The organism is Aquimarina besae (assembly GCF_042434905.1).
In the GTDB taxonomy this organism is placed as follows: domain Bacteria; phylum Bacteroidota; class Bacteroidia; order Flavobacteriales; family Flavobacteriaceae; genus Aquimarina.
In genome coordinates, this window is record NZ_CP170199.1 from 291,810 (window position 1) to 309,030 (window position 17,221).

The window sequence follows — 17,221 nt, forward strand, 5'->3', positions numbered from 1 at the left end:
ATTTTATTTTCTGATTTACTGAAGCATTTCATAAATTTCTGCTTTTCCATTGTTTATAGTGACTAGTAAATAATCCTTGTTTACAAAATTAATAATATTTAAACCTCTAACCGACTTCTTACTTAGGTTAATATTCAATTCCCTGGCTTCAATCACTTCTGTATCTGATCCTAATACAGCCCCGGCAAACCCATCAAATCTGCCATGATATGGAATCACTCCAAAATAATTACCCGCCAGTAGCACTTCATCCTTATCATCTTTATCAAAATCATATCGAAGCATCGAGGTTATTGGTGCTATTTGAAGTGAATTTTTAAAAGGAACAAAAGTAAAAGTTCCGTTATCATTTTTTAAATACCCCGAAGCTAACTGATGTACCTCCAACAACTCTGCATTTTCTAATGCTTTTTTTCCAAAAATCTCTTCCACCGTTTTACCGGCAAAACTGTTATAGGTGGTGAATTTTTTCTTTAGATAATTTAACTGACCCGAGAGCTCATCCAATCCCAATGCAGTATAGTATTTACCACCTTTTGGCAATGCTAAAATTGTTTCCGTTTTCTTATTATTATCAAAATCAGCATAATATAATCTTAATGGAAAGTCTGACGATGCTGAAAGTTTAGAATTGAGCCCAAAATTACCTAATAGATAATCCGGATCGCCATCATTATCAATATCAAAATCTATGATTGATTGCCAAAGTCCTTTTAATTTTTCTTTAGAAATCTCTTTGGTAACATCAGTTAAATTACCGTTTTCATTTTTAAAAAAATGAGGTGCCATCCATTCCCCCACAACGATTAAATCTTTTACACCATCACCATTAAAATCAGTCCAAAGAGCATCTGTTACCATTCCTATTTGCTGTAAGCCTTGGTGTTCTTTAACGCTAAAGCTTCCATTATCATTGATCAGAAGATATGAATTGGGCGTTTTGCCAAAATCATTGGAAACAGCATAACCCCCAACAAAAAGATCGAGGTCTCCATCACCATCCATATCGTAAGGTTTCACTACTGATTCATGTTCATATAATTCCGGAAAATCAGCTGAAGATAAACCTTTATCAGAATTAAGATACAATCTATCCACCAATTCTTTAGATGTGCCAAAAAATTCTCCTCCAGCAGATACCACTAGCAGATCGTTTTTTGAATCGTTATTTAGATCTTCAATAATCGCCACAACGTCTTCTTTCTTTTTATCCATTGTTAAAACCTCAGATAACAGCTCTTCGAAACCAGTAGCAGTTTGAATATATATTTTAGATGCCTCCAGCTTTGAACTTCCGAAGAAAACATCATCTTTCCCATCATTATTTAAATCACCAATTGCGGTAGCTGGTCCTCGATCAGAAATTTTATATGGAATTAACTTCTGACGATTAGAATCTGTATAGTTATTCTCCTTATGAATATACTGCAATCCAGGAATAGAATCCATTTTTTTAAACCAACCTTTCTTTTTTGGGAATAGTTTTTCATAATCAACTACGTTCCTTTTGTGCAATAATTTGATGGTCAACGTTTGATTGGTTGCGATATTTTCTGCAATCTGAATGGTATTATCCGGCCATATAATTTTTAATGAATCGATCGTTGCTATGGTATCGTACCCAAAATGAATCACAGGTTCTGAAGAAGATTGAAAACCTTTGGAAGTAAATAACTGCTTGTATTGTGCAATCCCTTGATGATAGGAGATTACTTTGGTTCCAATCCCGTATTTGTTTTGATCTTTAAAACTAAACTTCAGTTTTAAAAAATTACCTTTTTCGTTTGTCTTATTCTGATAAAAAGAGGCAGGTGCATTGATGTTATTGGTTACAATATCTAAATCCCCGTCATTATCAAAATCTGCATATGCACTTCCTGTTGAAGCAGTATTTTCTGAAGGAAGCCAGGTTGAAGACTTATCGATAAAGTTTATTCCATTAGTTCCTTTGAAAACATAATTCTGTACTTCTCCTGAAGGCATGATGTTTAACGCCTCATTGTCTACTAACTTAGAACTATTTAGTTTTTTCTGGATTTTTTCGTTAGAAATATACTTTATATAATCCAGATCATTAGGCCTTTTTGGAATTCCATTAGAGATAAATACATCTTGTTCACCATCTTGATCATAATCTGCAAACAACGCAGACCAGCTCCAATCTGTGGCTGCGACACCACTCAATAAGGCTGTTTCAGAAAAATAGTCTCCTTGATTGATCTGAAGCATATTGCGAGCGTATTGATAATGATACCCCAAACGATTGATACGCATTTGTAACATATCTACCGTCTCGTCTCCTGCTGAGGCTTTAAGAACAGTTTCATCCTCTGGAGTCATATCCAAGGTCAGAATATCCGTATATCCATCGTGATTGATATCGGCTACATCATTACCCATTGAAAAACGGCTGGTATGACCAAAATATTCTTTAAGAGACTCACTAAACGTTCCATCACCATTATTGATATAGTAATAATCATCTTCGTGAAAATCGTTACTAACATAAATATCGGTAAAGCCATCGTTATTAAAATCTGATGTTGCTAATCCCAAACCGTACCCATTTCCACCACCATAAATTCCTGCTTCGGCACTAACATCTGTAAAAATATCACCGTCATTGCGTAGTAATTTATCACCACTCTCAGGGCTTCTTTTATTTCTTAGTGATGCTCTGCCAAAAGAATTTTGAGTATGAATTGCGTGATTTAATAAATACATATCCAAATCCCCATCATTATCATAATCAAAGAAGGCTGCAGAAGTTGAATAATTTCTAAAATCTAACCCATAATCAGCTGCTTTTTCTGTAAATGTGTTATCACCGTTATTGATGAATAATTCATTTTTGCCTTTTAAGCCCTGAAGACCAACGACTGCACAGACATAAATATCCAAATAACCATCTCCATTAATATCTGCCATTACGGTTCCTGTATTCCAGTCAGCATTTCCTGCTACTCCAGCTTTGGTTGTTATATCTTCGAATTGAAAGTTTCCTTTATTGAGATACAATTTATTTTTACCTTGATTAGAAGTAAAAAACACATCAACTAAATCATCTCGATTAATATCACCTACCGCAACTCCAGCACCATTATAGTAATATAGATAATCCAAAATATTGAGTTCTTCGGTAGGGTTAAGCGTATTTTGAAAAGTTATATTCGTAATCTCAGAAGTAACTTTATTAAACACTTCTCCTTGGTATGGTTTTTTTTCCTTACATCCGGATAAGAGTAAAAGCCCAAAAGTTACTATGATTATATTCTTGATCATTCTGTCGAAATCTAAACTTCTGCTATTTATTCTTTTTAAATATTTTTGGAGTCTGATTATTAATCGCCACCAGTAAATATTTCTCTCCTGCTCTGTTTTTCACCCAACGCATCGCCCTAACTTCATTTTCTACCAAAAATCCTGAAAACTTTTGATCTGTGTAGTTTCCTTTGCCATCACCTAATAAAACATTTCCACGACTGGCATCCAGTCTGGAGAACTGCGGTTTAAAATTATAATTGTTTCCTGCTACGATTAAATCTAAATGACCATCGTTATTGGCATCTTCTGTTTCAATATCGCAGATACAAGATAGTTGAGTTTCTTTAGGAAGTTCTCTAATCTCAAAAGTCATATCCCCGTTATTCAAAGCTATTAAATTTGCGAAATTGTTTACCTCTTTAATTGTCGTATTGTCCAAAATTTCTTTGGGAAATAATTCATCTATAGATTTAGTTGCGTATTCAGAAAATTTGAGATTTTGTTTCTTCAACACATTAATTTGAGCTGTTATTTCCTTCTTTAAATGTATTGGAACATCTTTTCCATTTATAGTTTGCGTAACAATTTGCTCTACTGTACCGTTATTGTCAAAATCATTGATATACATTTTGGTTGGAGCGTCTGCACTACATTGATATATCGAATTCAACCCTCGATTCCCCAGAACTAAATCTATATCTCCATCACCATCTAAATCAGTTGCTTCTACCGTATTGAACCAACCTGAAGTCATATCCAGATTTGTCTTGGCAAGAGTTAGTGTATTCCCATCATTTATAAATATCTTAGGAGACATCCATTCTCCAACAATAATAAGATCTTTCTTACCATCTGAATTTATGTCGTTCCAGGTGGCATCCGTAACCATTCCGACAGTTTTAATTTCATTTCCCTTTGCTGCTGTTACATCTATAAAGTTTCCCTTACCATCATTTTCTAAAAGATAGCTTTGTGGTGAAACTCCGTAGGTTCCTATAATACTATGGCTTCCTGCAAAAATATCGACATCTCCATCCTGATCATAATCATAAGCTGCTAATACAGAAATATTGGTATTGGTTGGTTTTATAACGCTTCCTCTTGAGAAATTTCCTTTACCATCATTCAAATAACTTCTAACACCCGTTCTGGCACCTTTAAAATTTCCTCCGGAACCAATAACCAAATCCATATCCTGATCTCCATCGATATCTTCAAAAACAGCTGTTACATCTTCAAAAATATCTTCAGTTTCGAATGAGGTCGCTTTCAATTTGCCTGTATCATCCTGCACATATAATTTTCCGGTCTGATTAAATGCTCCACCTATAAAAATGTCATCATTACCATCATTATTTACATCTGCAATTGCCAGGGCAGGACCTTCTTTGGACTGCATTTTATAGATTAATCCTTCATAATCAAAATCTACATATGCATCTTCTTTATGTTGGAACAAGGTATGCGGGATTTCTTCAAAATATCTGTCTTCTTTTTTCTGAGCGTATGTAAAATCCAGATCGGCATTTTGATAACTAAATTCTAATTGTTTATTTAATGCTACCTCCTGCATTAGTTGAGATTTTCCATCCGGATAAATAACCCGTAAAGAGTCTATCTTGTTATTGTTACCCAAACCAAGGGTCATGATGTATTCAACGGAAGATTGGAAACCTCTAGTAGGAATCAATTCTTGTCTAATTATAGTATCGTCAATATATGCCTCGACTACACTACCGATCGCAAAGGTATTTTTAACGTCCCCATTGATTTTGATTTTCAAAAAGTTATTACCGTTCTTTTCGCTATTATTTTTATAAATAGCGACTGGCATATTTAGATTATTAACCACCAAATCTAAATCACCATCATTATCCAAATCTCCATAAGCGGATCCATTCGAAAATGTAGGTTCTTCAAAACCCCAATCTTTTGTGGTATCCACAAAACTTAGGTCTCCATTATTCTTAAATGCGTAGTTTGAAATGGGAGTGGAGGGCATTTTATTAATAATCGAATCTACTTCTTCTTTTTTACCTGTTAATGTCATTTTCTGTATGATATCGTTGGCAAAAAAGTTCATAAAATCCTGATCCGTCAGATCGTGGTAAATTCCGTTGCTAACATAAATGTCACGATACCCATCGTTATCCATATCAAATAATAAAGCTCCCCAGCTCCAATCTGTTTTTGCTACACCACTATAAAAAGCAATTTCTGAAAACGTATCATCTTGATTATTTAGCTGTAATGAATTTTGCATATATTGATTATAAAAATCCCTGCTTTTCTTTAATTGATAAACATCATAACTTTCAAAAGAACTGGTTTCTTTTAATCGTTGATCTCCTTCGGGAAGCATATCGGTAACAAAAATCTCGGGATATCCGTCATTATTAACATCTGCCATATCCGCTCCCATCGAAGAGATACTAAGGTGTTTTACCCAATCCTTAATTTCTTCGCTGAATGTTCCATCACCTTTGTTGATATACAAATAATCTCTTTCATAGAAATCATTAGACACGTATATATCCGGCAATAAATCCTTATTGACATCTCCTATGGTAACTCCTAATCCAAAACCAATCAAACTTCCAAATATCCCTGCTTCTTCACTAACATCGATAAAGACTCCATCATCATTTCTCAACAACTTGTCTCCGCCTCCTTTTAAGATTTCAGGAATATCCCAATCCTTTGCTCTCAGATTTCGCTTATTTACATACCCTAAGCTACTTACCGGAATAAAACTATTGTTCAATATATATACATCTAAATCACCATCTTTATCATAGTCAAAAAATGCGGCATGTGTGGTAAAACCGCTATCAGCAAGATTGTATTCTTCTGCTTTTTCGGTAAATGTGATGGTTCCAGAGTCTGCTGATGGGCCATTATTAATAAAAAGTTCATTCTTTTGATCATCGCCTTCTACATTACCTGCATTACATACATAAATATCTAATAATCCATCTGCGTTAATGTCTACCATCACAACTCCTGTGGACCAGGAATTTTTGCCGGTTGTACCGGAAGATTCAGAAATGTCTTCGAATGTAAAATCTCCTTTATTAAGATAGAGCTTATTTTCTTTTCTATTAGCTGTTAAATATATATCAGGTAATCCATCATTATTTATATCCCCAATAGCCACTCCTCCACCATTATAGAAATTTCTATAGGTGAAAATATTAAAATCCTTTTCGTTATTTACTTGATTGATAAAATCAATATGTGTCTTTTCGGGATTTAACTTAGTAAATAAAACATCCTTTTTTTTAATTAATTTTTCCTCAGGTTTATCCTCTCCGCAAGAAATACATACGAATATTACAAAAGCAATGTACAAAAGCTTATTCATGTTCTTTTTTTAATTTTTTAAATACTTGGATACTATCATTATTGACACCAAATAGAAAATACATTGAATCCTTAACCATTATTGATTTTATAGATCTTACTGCTCCTTTCACGCTTAAGCCTGTATTTTTAACACTGTTAAAGTTTCCTTTAGTATCATTTAGAAACACCTCTGCGTAAGAGGCATCTAATCTACTCAATTGGGTGTTTATCTCATAGGTATTACCCCCAAGAATGATATCAGGATATTGATCATCATTTAGATCCTGGACTAAGATATCATGTACAGAGGAAATCTGCGCTTCCCAAGGTAATTGATGTTCTATAAATTCAAGATCGCCTTTGTTTTCAAAATATAAGGTAGCAAGCGTGGATACCTGTTTTTTTTCAGCTTGACTTATCTTTTCTTTAGAAAAATAATCTTTAAAATCTGCTTCTGCAAAAGCTTTATAGGATAGAAACTTTTTATTAAGTTGAGGAATTTGTTTTGTTAGCTCATCCTTAGTGACAATCGGAGTTTCTTTTCCCTGATAAAAATAGGTTACAATCGGATCTACTTTACCATTATCATCAAAATCATTAAGATATAGTTGTATAGGTTCTTCAACCGAAGCTTTTAAGCGACTATTTAGTCCCCAATTTCCTGCGATGATATCCATATCACCATCATTATCCATATCCTGAACCGCAATGCAATTCCACCAACCATTGGTGTTTTTTAAAGAAGGTGTCTCTTTTTTTCTAAAATTTCCTTTTCCATCATTAATCATTATTGTTATCGGCATATAATGCCCAGCTAGTATCAGATCGGGAAAATTATCGTTATTAACGTCCACAAATTTTGCGTCGAATACCTGACCAATAGTATACAACTCTGAGGCACTTGTTGTCGTTATCTCCTTGAAAATACCTTCCCCATTATTTTCGAAAAGGTAATTTTTTGGCGACTCCCCATAAGAACCTGCAACACTATTACTACCAATAAAAATATCCATATCACCATCTTGATCAATATCCGAACTGATCACTACAGAGGCATTTATTATTATGTTGGGAAAAGTGTCGGGTTTAGCCTTGAACTCACCTTTTTCGTTAATGAATATTACAGGAGCCGTCTCATATCCGGTATAATTTTCATTCCCTCCATAAATAGTAATCAAATCCAAATCTCCATCCGAATCTGCATCAAAAAAGTGTTGATCAACATCTTCGTACTTTTTATACAGCTCTAAATCAGGTTGCTCTGTTTTATGAAATTTTCCTGATTTCTCTTGTAAAAACAATGTTCCAGGTTTAAACCTTCCTCCAGGTATAAAAACATCCTCTAACCCGTCGTTATTTATATCTTGTACCGAAATGTGAGGCCCTTCATTAGAAATAGCGTAAGGAGCTAAAGGCTCTATACTAAAATCTTTTGTCTCGTAATCCTGATGTTTATATTGTATCACTAAAGAATCATTTTCAAATAATGGCCGAGTTTTTTTAACAACATTCAAAGTGCTACTAGTCACACTATCTTTTTTTATAGTGATAGTGGTGTTTATTTGTATCTTTTTATGTAAAGAAGTATCCCCATCCGGCCACTGTATGCTAATTGAGTCTATAGTAGAGCGATTGCCTAATCCATAGTGCATCGTTGAAGAAACAGAAGATAAATATCCTCTGGTGGTATACACCTCAGCAGTTTGCAGTTTTTTATTCGTATAAATAGTTGCTTTGGCGCCTATAGCGTTAATGTTTTTTGATGATCCTTGTAATTGTATTTTTAGATAGTTATTATCTTGTAATATATCTACTTGATTTTGATAAACAAAGGCTTTTTCGTTAATATTATTGGTTACTATATCTAGATCTCCATCATTATCTAAATCTGCATAAACAGCACCATTACTGTAAGATTGCACTTGCAATGACCAGATGTCAGAAACATTTTCAAAAGTCAAATCCCCGTTATTTCGGTAAAAGTAATTTACAGTTTTTTTATTAGGCAACTCTTCAATTAACGCGAGATCTTCTTTAGTCATTCCTGCATCAATACGCCTTTGGATGTTATCATTAGCGATAAAGCTTATAAAATCCATATCATTGGTAGCACCTTTAATTCCGTTAGAAATAAAAATATCCTTAAACCCATCATTATCATAATCGCCTAATAAAGATGCCCAACTCCATTCTGTTGCTGCAATTCCCGAAAAAAACGCTACTTCACTGAAGTTTTCGTCTCCTCTGTTTAGTTGTAATGCGTTTTGCATGTATTGAGGTCGATATCCGTTTTTAAGGTATTGATTGTAAATTGTAAATCCGTATTCGGTTCCCGATGATTTATAAGTACTTAAATCTTCTGGTAGCATATCTAAAGATATAATGTCAGTTAACCCATCATTATTAATATCCGCAATATCTGTTCCCATAGAGAAGTGAGAGGTGTGCTTAATTTTATCTGATTCCGAAGAGATTATCTCTTTGAAAGTACCATCCTTTTGATTGATATATAAATAATCATTTTCAAAAAAATCATTACCGATATAGATATCAGGATATCCATCATTATTAACATCACTAGTAGCTATTCCTAAACCATATCCAATTGAACCCTGAAAAATCCCTGCTTCTTTAGAAACATCTACAAAGAGATTATTATCATTACGATATAATCGATCACCGGATAGAGAATCTACTTGATTTCTCTTAACTCCTCTTCCATAGGTGCGATTAGGATGAACTGAGTGATTTAGAAGATACATATCCAAATCTCCATCACGATCATAATCAAAAAAACTAGCCTGTGTAGAAAAACTAGATATATCCAGATTATAGTCTTCTGCTTGTTCCTTAAAATATGGCACACCTTTAGTATCCAATCCTTGGTTTACAAAGAGTTTATTCTTTCCTTTTATTCCTCTATAATTTCCAACTTTACATACATAAATATCCAACAATCCATCATTATTAATATCTACTATAGTAACGCCCGTAGACCATCCTTCATTATCCTTAAGAAGATCTGAAGTTGTTTCAGAAAATGTAAAATTCTTTTGATTTATATATAATTGATTTTCATTTTGGTTAGAAACAAAATATAAATCTTCCCAACCATCGTTATTGAAATCCCCAACTCCAATACCAGCTCCATTATAATAATACAGATATGTTAATATATTTAATTCTGGAGTATCTTCTAGTTTGTTTTGAAAATTGATCCCAGTTTTTTCCTCTGATAATAATTGAAAATGATATATCCTCTCCTCCCTTTTACAACATATAAAAAGAAGTAACAGTAGCGTGTAAATACCAATATTTTTAAAAAAAATGATCAACCGTAACCTTTAGTTTGAAATGCCTTAATTAGCAGAGCCCTTCAATAATTGAAGGGCTCTGATCTAACAAATCTTAGCAATTTAATATGTTAGTAACCAGGGTTTTGTGTTAAATTAGGATTAGAAATAAGCGCTGTAGCAGGAATAGGAAATAATACCCTAAATTCCTCTGTATTACTTTTCAGCCCCCAAGGTTCGGTAAATTTTCCAAAACGGATTTGGTCATTACGCCTCCAAAATTCCTTATACAATTCTCTTCCTCTTTCATCCAAAATATCTTGCTCGGTAAGGTTCGTAAAAGGAGTTGCATTTCTAATCGTTCTTAATTCATTAATTAGTGTCAATGCATCACCAGTATTCCCACTTCTAAACAATGCTTCTGCTTTCATCAAATGTGCATCTGCATATCTAAATACAATTTCATGACTATCCTGAAAATCCGGATGATATTTAATGGTTCTAATACCTTTATTTTCATCATTACCTACAATTCCTGTAAAATCTCTGGTAAAAACCAGTGGGTTACCTGGTCTGTCTGTCAAAGGAGCTCCATTTTCATCATATTGTTGCCCTATCAAGAAACCAAAACCTATTCCCTGATTTGATCCATCCGTTGGTACAAAACCTCTTCTTTCTTCTTGTCCACTTCCTGGTACATTCGTATTTGGGTCTCCCTCAAACAGATCATAAAACTCTGCCAGGGTAGACCATCCGTTCCAACCACCACCAGGATTACTCGTAGCATTTTGCTTATAATGCAACCCATTCCATATTCTATTTCCTGTATTTGCATTTACGAACATTACTGTCTCAGTATCTGCACCCGGTCTAAAAATATCAAAATATCCTGCTTGCAATGCGTGACCATCTGCCGCAATTGCATCCACCGCATTGATTACCGCAGTCATATCAGCCGGATCAGGTGTTCCTGTTCCATTATAAATATGTTTGTTTAATAAAACTTTTGCTAACAAATAATTGCCTGCCGCTCTGGAGGCTAAATCTATATTTGCCTCCCCATCCGAACCAGCAGATATATCCTGAACATCAGGTAAATCCGGCAAAGCTTCTGTTAGGTCGGTAATTATAAAATCTAATGCCTCTACCCTTGTAAGTACAGATGGGTTTTGATCTAAAGGATCTTTAGGGTCTCTAAACGGTACCTGACCAAACATATCCATCACCCACCACATATTAAAAGCTCTTAAAAATTTAGCTTGTGCCAATTCTGCATCGGTAGCACCACTTAACGGGTCGATTGCAGTTGTTGCTCCGAAAACATTCCTATTTAAATTGTTCCAGGTATTCAAAACGAATTGATTAAGTGATCCCCAATTATGTTCATGTAATACCCTCCATTGACCATTATCTGACCAGTCTGTACCTCTTGTTGGCACTAATAACTCATCGGTAGTTACTTCATTTAATGCATATAAATCTGCCTGATTTCCAATTTCATTAGTTAAATCGCTAATTATTTGACTTATAGCAGACTTCGCATCTACTCCAGTAAATTCACCAGTTTGGTTTACAATTACTGAGTCTGTTCCTTCAATCTCCAAATCGGTACAAGAAACTATTAAAAGTACCGAAAGAAGCGTTAATAACTTAATTTTCTTTTCTTTCATAATCATTTTTTTTAAAACGTTACATTAAAACCAAAATTATACACTCTTGGCCTTGGGAAAGAGGTATAATCAATTCCTGCAGATGGAATTCCATTTGCCGATGCTGCGACATCTACTTCGGGATCCAAGCCGCTATAGTCAGTAATTACAAATAGATTTTGACCTGTAACAAACAAACGTAGACTTTTAAATAGACCTTCTCCAGACAAAGGCCAGTTATATCCTATACTAGCATTTTGTAGACGTAAAAAGTCTCCTTTTTCTAAAAATTGAGTGGAAGGTTCCGGCGCATTTGATCTATCCTCACCATTGCCAAGAACATCTGCGGTTACATTACGTCCTGCACCCAATGATCCAGCTGTAAAAAATGCATTTTGCGTGGCATTATAAATATAATGACCAAACTGCCCGGCAAAAAACACCGAAGCATCAAAGTTTTTGTATCTAAAAGAAGTGTTGATCCCCACATTATAATCCGGCAAAGCACTTTTTCCTACAAAATCCCTAAAATCCACTCCGTTGGTATATACACCTTGTCCATTCTCGTCAAATCCTTCGAAAAGTCTTAAATAATAAGAAAATAAAGGTTGATCTGTTTGCAAGCGTTGAACATTTACACCAGTCAATCCCTGTCCGTTAAGTGCACCTGTTGGAATAACTCCAGAAAAATTCTGTACTTCGTTTTTGTTGTAGGCAATGTTAAAACCAAAATCCCAACTGATGTCTTCTTGTTCTATAATAGCATAATTTATAGAAAACTCAATTCCCTGATTAATGATATTAGCATCGAGGTTTGTAAATGTAAAAGGTGTCGGGCTAGGTTGTGCAGTCTGAGCTTGTAACAACAAATCCTCTGTATTTTTATGATATACATCAATAGTACCTGTTAATCTATCTTGCATAAAACCAAAATCGAAACCGATATTGGCTTGTGAAGTTGATTCCCATTTTAATTCAGTGTTTGGAAAAGAAACAAACGGCGCTCCATTTCTATTTATATTTCCATTTTGTTGAATTCCATTGCCACTATATCGCTGTCTAAAGGTAAAATTACCATATCCTAACCCGTCTTGATTACCAGTAATACCGTAACCAATTCTAACCTTTAAAGTTGAAAAAGCATCTCCGATGAAATCCTCCTGATCTAGTTTCCACGCAAACGCCCCAGAAGGGAAATATCCATATTTATTATCTGGTCCAAATCGTGATGAACCATCGGCACGTACAGTTGCTGTTAGAATATATTTATCAGCAATTGTATATGTTCCTCTTACAAAATATGACTGTAGCTCGTCAGTAAAATCAAAGGTATCTCCAAAAACTGACGTAGGTGCAATGGTAGGGACATTGTTAAATGTGTTTGTAACTACATCAGGAAACAGTCTGTTAATAAATGCATCATTTGGTGCTACTGCATATTGTTGGAATGATCCTTCGATAGAATTTTCAATAGCATCAGCAGCATCTTCTAGTTGCTGTCCAATCTGGTCTAAGTTCGTACTGGAAAAACCAAAACCTTGTACATTACGTCCTTTTCTTCCAAAATCCTGAAAAGAATAACCTCCTAATAGTTCAAGAGTAGAATTACCTATTTCTGTATTGTAGGTTAAGGTAGCTTCTAAAAGTCTGTTTTCTACCTCTATATCGTTTACCGTAGCTCGACCATTTCCAGAAGTACCTCCATTAGTTAGATTTCTGGCATCTCTTGAAATTACACCAATAGCAGTAGATTCAGAATTATCATAACCCAAACTAACTTTAGCTTTTAATCCTTCAATAATCTCATACTCTGCAGAAAAATTAATCAAATAACGATTTGTACTAGTTTCATTTTGTGTATTTGCCAATAAGTTAAGTGGATTAATAGTAGATCCACCGATATCAAAATCAGGAGTTGCCGGCCAGGTTGGATTGGCACTATAAGCTGCTCCTAACAAATCTCCCTGGAACCCAGCATTATTACTAATTGGAGGTGCTTCATCATTTACTCTCGACAATGTACCTTGTAAGTCCAATTTTAGTCTTTCATTAAAAAATCTATGGGTAGCATTCAGTCTTCCCGTTATTCTTTCTAAAGAACTTTTTTTAACAATTCCGACCTGATTTCCGTAACCAAAAGATGCTCTTACGTTACCATTTTTATAATTGTTGGAATATGATAAACTATTAATCGTAGATTCTGCCTGTCTTAAAATTTCATCTTGCCAGTCTGTATCTGCACCAAAATCTAAATCAGAAGCGGTATTACCTATTTCAGTTTGAGCATTTAAGAACTGGTTTCTATCTAATAAATCTAATTTTTTTCTTGTTTTGGCAACACTTAACGTACTTGAAAACTCCCAAATACCGCCTTTAGAACCTCTTCCAGCTTTTGTAGTGATTATTACTACACCGTTTGCCCCTCTTGATCCATAAATTGCCGTAGCAGAAGCATCTTTAAGGATACTTACACTTTCTATATCATTAGGATTTAAGAAATTTAATGGGTTTCTAGCAGAGCTGGTTCCTATTCCTAAATCAGAACCACCCGCTGCGGTATCATCGCCTGCCAAAGGCACTCCATCTACAACGAACAGAGGATTGTTGTTAGATCGAACAGAGGTTGTACCTCTAATTCTCAACGCTACGCCAGCCCCTGGTTCTCCACTGGCCTGAGTAATCTGTACCCCTGCTGTTTTACCTTGAATCAATTGCTCCGGAGAAACGATTGCTCCCTGATTAAAATCTTCTGAGGTAACTACTGCTACCGCCCCTGTAGCATCTTTGATGGATTGTGTACCATAACCAATTACCACTACAGCTTCTAATTCGGCTGCATCTTCTGTCATGGTAACGTTAATTACTGTTTGGCCATTAACATCAACAGCCTTTGTTTGAAACCCAACATAACTAAAAATCAGTGTAGCGTCTTCCGGTACATTGTTTAGCGTATAGTTTCCGTCGAAATCGGAAACTGCCCCATTCTGGGTTCCCCTTACAAGAACATTTACCCCAGGTACTGGACCGTTTGCATCAGAAGTCACCCCTGTGACTGTGATTTGTGCAAACATCATATTCCCCGAGATAAATACTAAAAGAAACAAGAGTTTTTTAAGTATCATACTTTTCATAATTTAGAGTTTGATTTAAATTTAAATATTTAGTTGTTAATATTGCTGATTTTACCGTTAAAAATTTTGATTTTTCTCAAAAAATTAAGTAACAGGGGCATCTTAGTCTTAACTAGAACAATTGACACAACGGTAACTCTAAATAAAATGTTTAAAACAAAAGTTACAATTTTAAGATGCCCCTACGTTACTTCTATTAAAGGAGTCCTATCAGAAAAACTCCTTCGCTAACAAACAAAAACTAATTTCACTTTCTACTCGATTCATATTTGTTATGACCTTATTTTAGTTTAAATCCAATACCACTCCCTGATATGGTTGTAAAATGATCTCATTATTATCTGTTTGAAGGTTTTTATAATTATTTATAATAATATCGATCTGTTCTAATTTACCATTATAGTCAAACGTTTCTATAGCCTTGCTAAAATTCAGTATTACCATTATTTTACTGTTATCAAGTGTCTTTTTATAAACATATAGCTTTGGATTATTAAATTCTATCTCTTCGAAATTACCATGTACAAAAACATCATATTTCTTTCTTGTACTCAATAAACTTCTATAAAAGTTTAAAATAGAGTCTGGATCTTTGTCCTGATTTTCTACATTAATCTTTACATAATTGGGGTTTGCTTTTAACCAAGGCTCCTTCGTAGAAAAACCTCCATTTATTTCGTCGCTCCATTGCACTGGAGTTCTAGCGTTATCCCTGCCTTCTTTATTAATCATTTCTAAAGCTAACTCTTCAGAATATCTTTGGGACATTTTATTTTCCTCATAAAAATTTAAAGATTGTACATCTCTTACCTCATCAATATGCGGTAATGAAATATTAGTCATACCTATCTCATCACCCTGATAGATATTTAATGTGCCATTTTGCGTAGACAACATAGTAATCAACATCTTAGCGGACTCTGAATGGTACTTCTTATCATCACCAAATCTTGAAACCATACGTGCAAAATCGTGGTTACCCATAGCGTTTGCTATCCAGCCTTTTTCATGAACCGCGTCTCGCCATTTTTTAAAAATCTTCTTCATCTGAACCAGATCAAATGGAGAAACTTCTTCAAATTTTCCGTTGACGATGGTACATTCGAGAATATCAAAATGATACAACATATCTAATTCCTTTCTGTCCTCATTGACGTAAAGTCCTGCCATGGATTCATTAATCCCAACACCTTCGGCCAATGAAAAAGCATCATATCGTGATATCACTTTTTCATTCATCTCTTTTAAGTATTTATGTACCGTTGGACCATTTGCATACACTTCTTCAATGATCTTTCTAAAACCAACATCCGGTGCATCAGGATATCCTACAGGTTTAGATATCAAAGGAATAACATCCATTCTAAATCCATCAACTCCTTTATCTAACCAAAAGCGCATAGCATTATAGATCTCTTCTCTCACCTTTGGGTTTTCCCAGTTGAGATCAGGTTGCTTTCTAGTGAAAAGATGTAAATAATATTCTCCCGACTCCTTATCAAGTTCCCAAGCGCTTCCTCCAAAAAAGGATTTCCAATTGTTAGGAGGACCACCATCTGATGCCGGCTTTCTCCAATGAAAGTAATCTCGATATGGGTTATCCTTAGATTTTTTAGCCTCTGTAAACCATTTATGTTCATCAGAACAATGATTAGCTACCAAATCCAAAATTAATCGAATACCTCTTTTATGAGTTTCTTTTAACAATTCATCAAAATCATCCATTGTTCCAAATTCAGGCATAATGGAACAATAATCACTTATGTCATATCCATTATCATCGTTGGGAGAGCTAAAAATTGGACTCAGCCAAATAATATCAATATGTAAGCTTTTCAGATAATCCAATTTCTCGATAATTCCTCTTAGATCACCAACGCCATCGTTATTGCTATCATTAAAACTGCGAGGATATATCTGATAGATAGTTCCTTTTCTAAACCAAATAAGTTTCACTCAAAATAATTTTAGTCTTTAATAATCTTTAACTTTTACAATGAATTTAGACATCCTTACATCATTTATTCAAGAAAACAACACAGAAAATAGATTTCTCAAAAAAACAGTTAAACAAACGCATTATTGATATGATTAAAACCGTTTTTTTACCAAATCTACAATATTATTCATATAGAATTTCTTATATCTAAATCTTTACATTACCTATACAACCTGATAAACATTATCTTTAAAACAAATTAAATTATTGATTATCAGTTATTTATTTTCAAATGTTAATATATATCAAAAAGCATATTAAATCTTACTTAATCGATTAAGTAAAGATTTTATATAGACAAATCTTTAACATTTCTCTATACAATGATCCATAGACACCTCTTAATCTTCTTATCAAACTAGTTTTCAATTTCTTAAAAAAATAAATATTTTAACATTATTTATTATAAATTAGCCTAGGTGTTTCAAACTGGATATTTGCATCATTGATTTTGGGGAGGGTTTCTTAAAATGTATTTATTTAGTAAATTTTACATTACTTTATTATTTACATATTAATGTTATTACAAATTACATAACA

The 17,221-nt window shown here is 34.1% G+C and carries 6 protein-coding genes; all 6 read right to left on the reverse strand.

Annotated features, from left to right (window positions below; translation table 11 throughout):
• Positions 1-15: 15 nt before the first annotated feature.
• Positions 16-3,282, reverse strand: coding sequence for a VCBS repeat-containing protein (locus ACE94K_RS01325; RefSeq protein ID WP_378178839.1), 3,267 nt, complete (start codon positions 3,280-3,282; stop codon positions 16-18).
• Between the two features lie 22 nt (positions 3,283-3,304).
• Positions 3,305-6,628: a VCBS repeat-containing protein gene (locus tag ACE94K_RS01330; RefSeq protein ID WP_378178842.1), complete on the reverse strand. Its 3,324-nt coding sequence runs from the start codon at positions 6,626-6,628 to the stop codon at positions 3,305-3,307.
• Positions 6,621-9,944: a VCBS repeat-containing protein gene (locus ACE94K_RS01335; RefSeq protein WP_378178845.1), complete on the reverse strand. Its 3,324-nt coding sequence runs from the start codon at positions 9,942-9,944 to the stop codon at positions 6,621-6,623. Before ACE94K_RS01335 ends, ACE94K_RS01330 begins: the two co-directional genes overlap by 8 nt.
• 89 nt (positions 9,945-10,033) lie before the next feature.
• Positions 10,034-11,572: a RagB/SusD family nutrient uptake outer membrane protein gene (locus ACE94K_RS01340; RefSeq protein ID WP_378178848.1), complete on the reverse strand. Its 1,539-nt coding sequence runs from the start codon at positions 11,570-11,572 to the stop codon at positions 10,034-10,036.
• Between the two features lie 11 nt (positions 11,573-11,583).
• Positions 11,584-14,682: a SusC/RagA family TonB-linked outer membrane protein gene (locus ACE94K_RS01345; RefSeq protein ID WP_378178851.1), complete on the reverse strand. Its 3,099-nt coding sequence runs from the start codon at positions 14,680-14,682 to the stop codon at positions 11,584-11,586.
• A gap of 285 nt (positions 14,683-14,967) precedes the next feature.
• The gene (locus tag ACE94K_RS01350) at positions 14,968-16,638 is read right to left on the reverse strand and encodes an alpha-glucosidase (RefSeq protein ID WP_378178854.1); all 1,671 of its coding nucleotides are present in this window, start codon (positions 16,636-16,638) and stop codon (positions 14,968-14,970) included.
• Positions 16,639-17,221 lie beyond the last annotated feature (583 nt).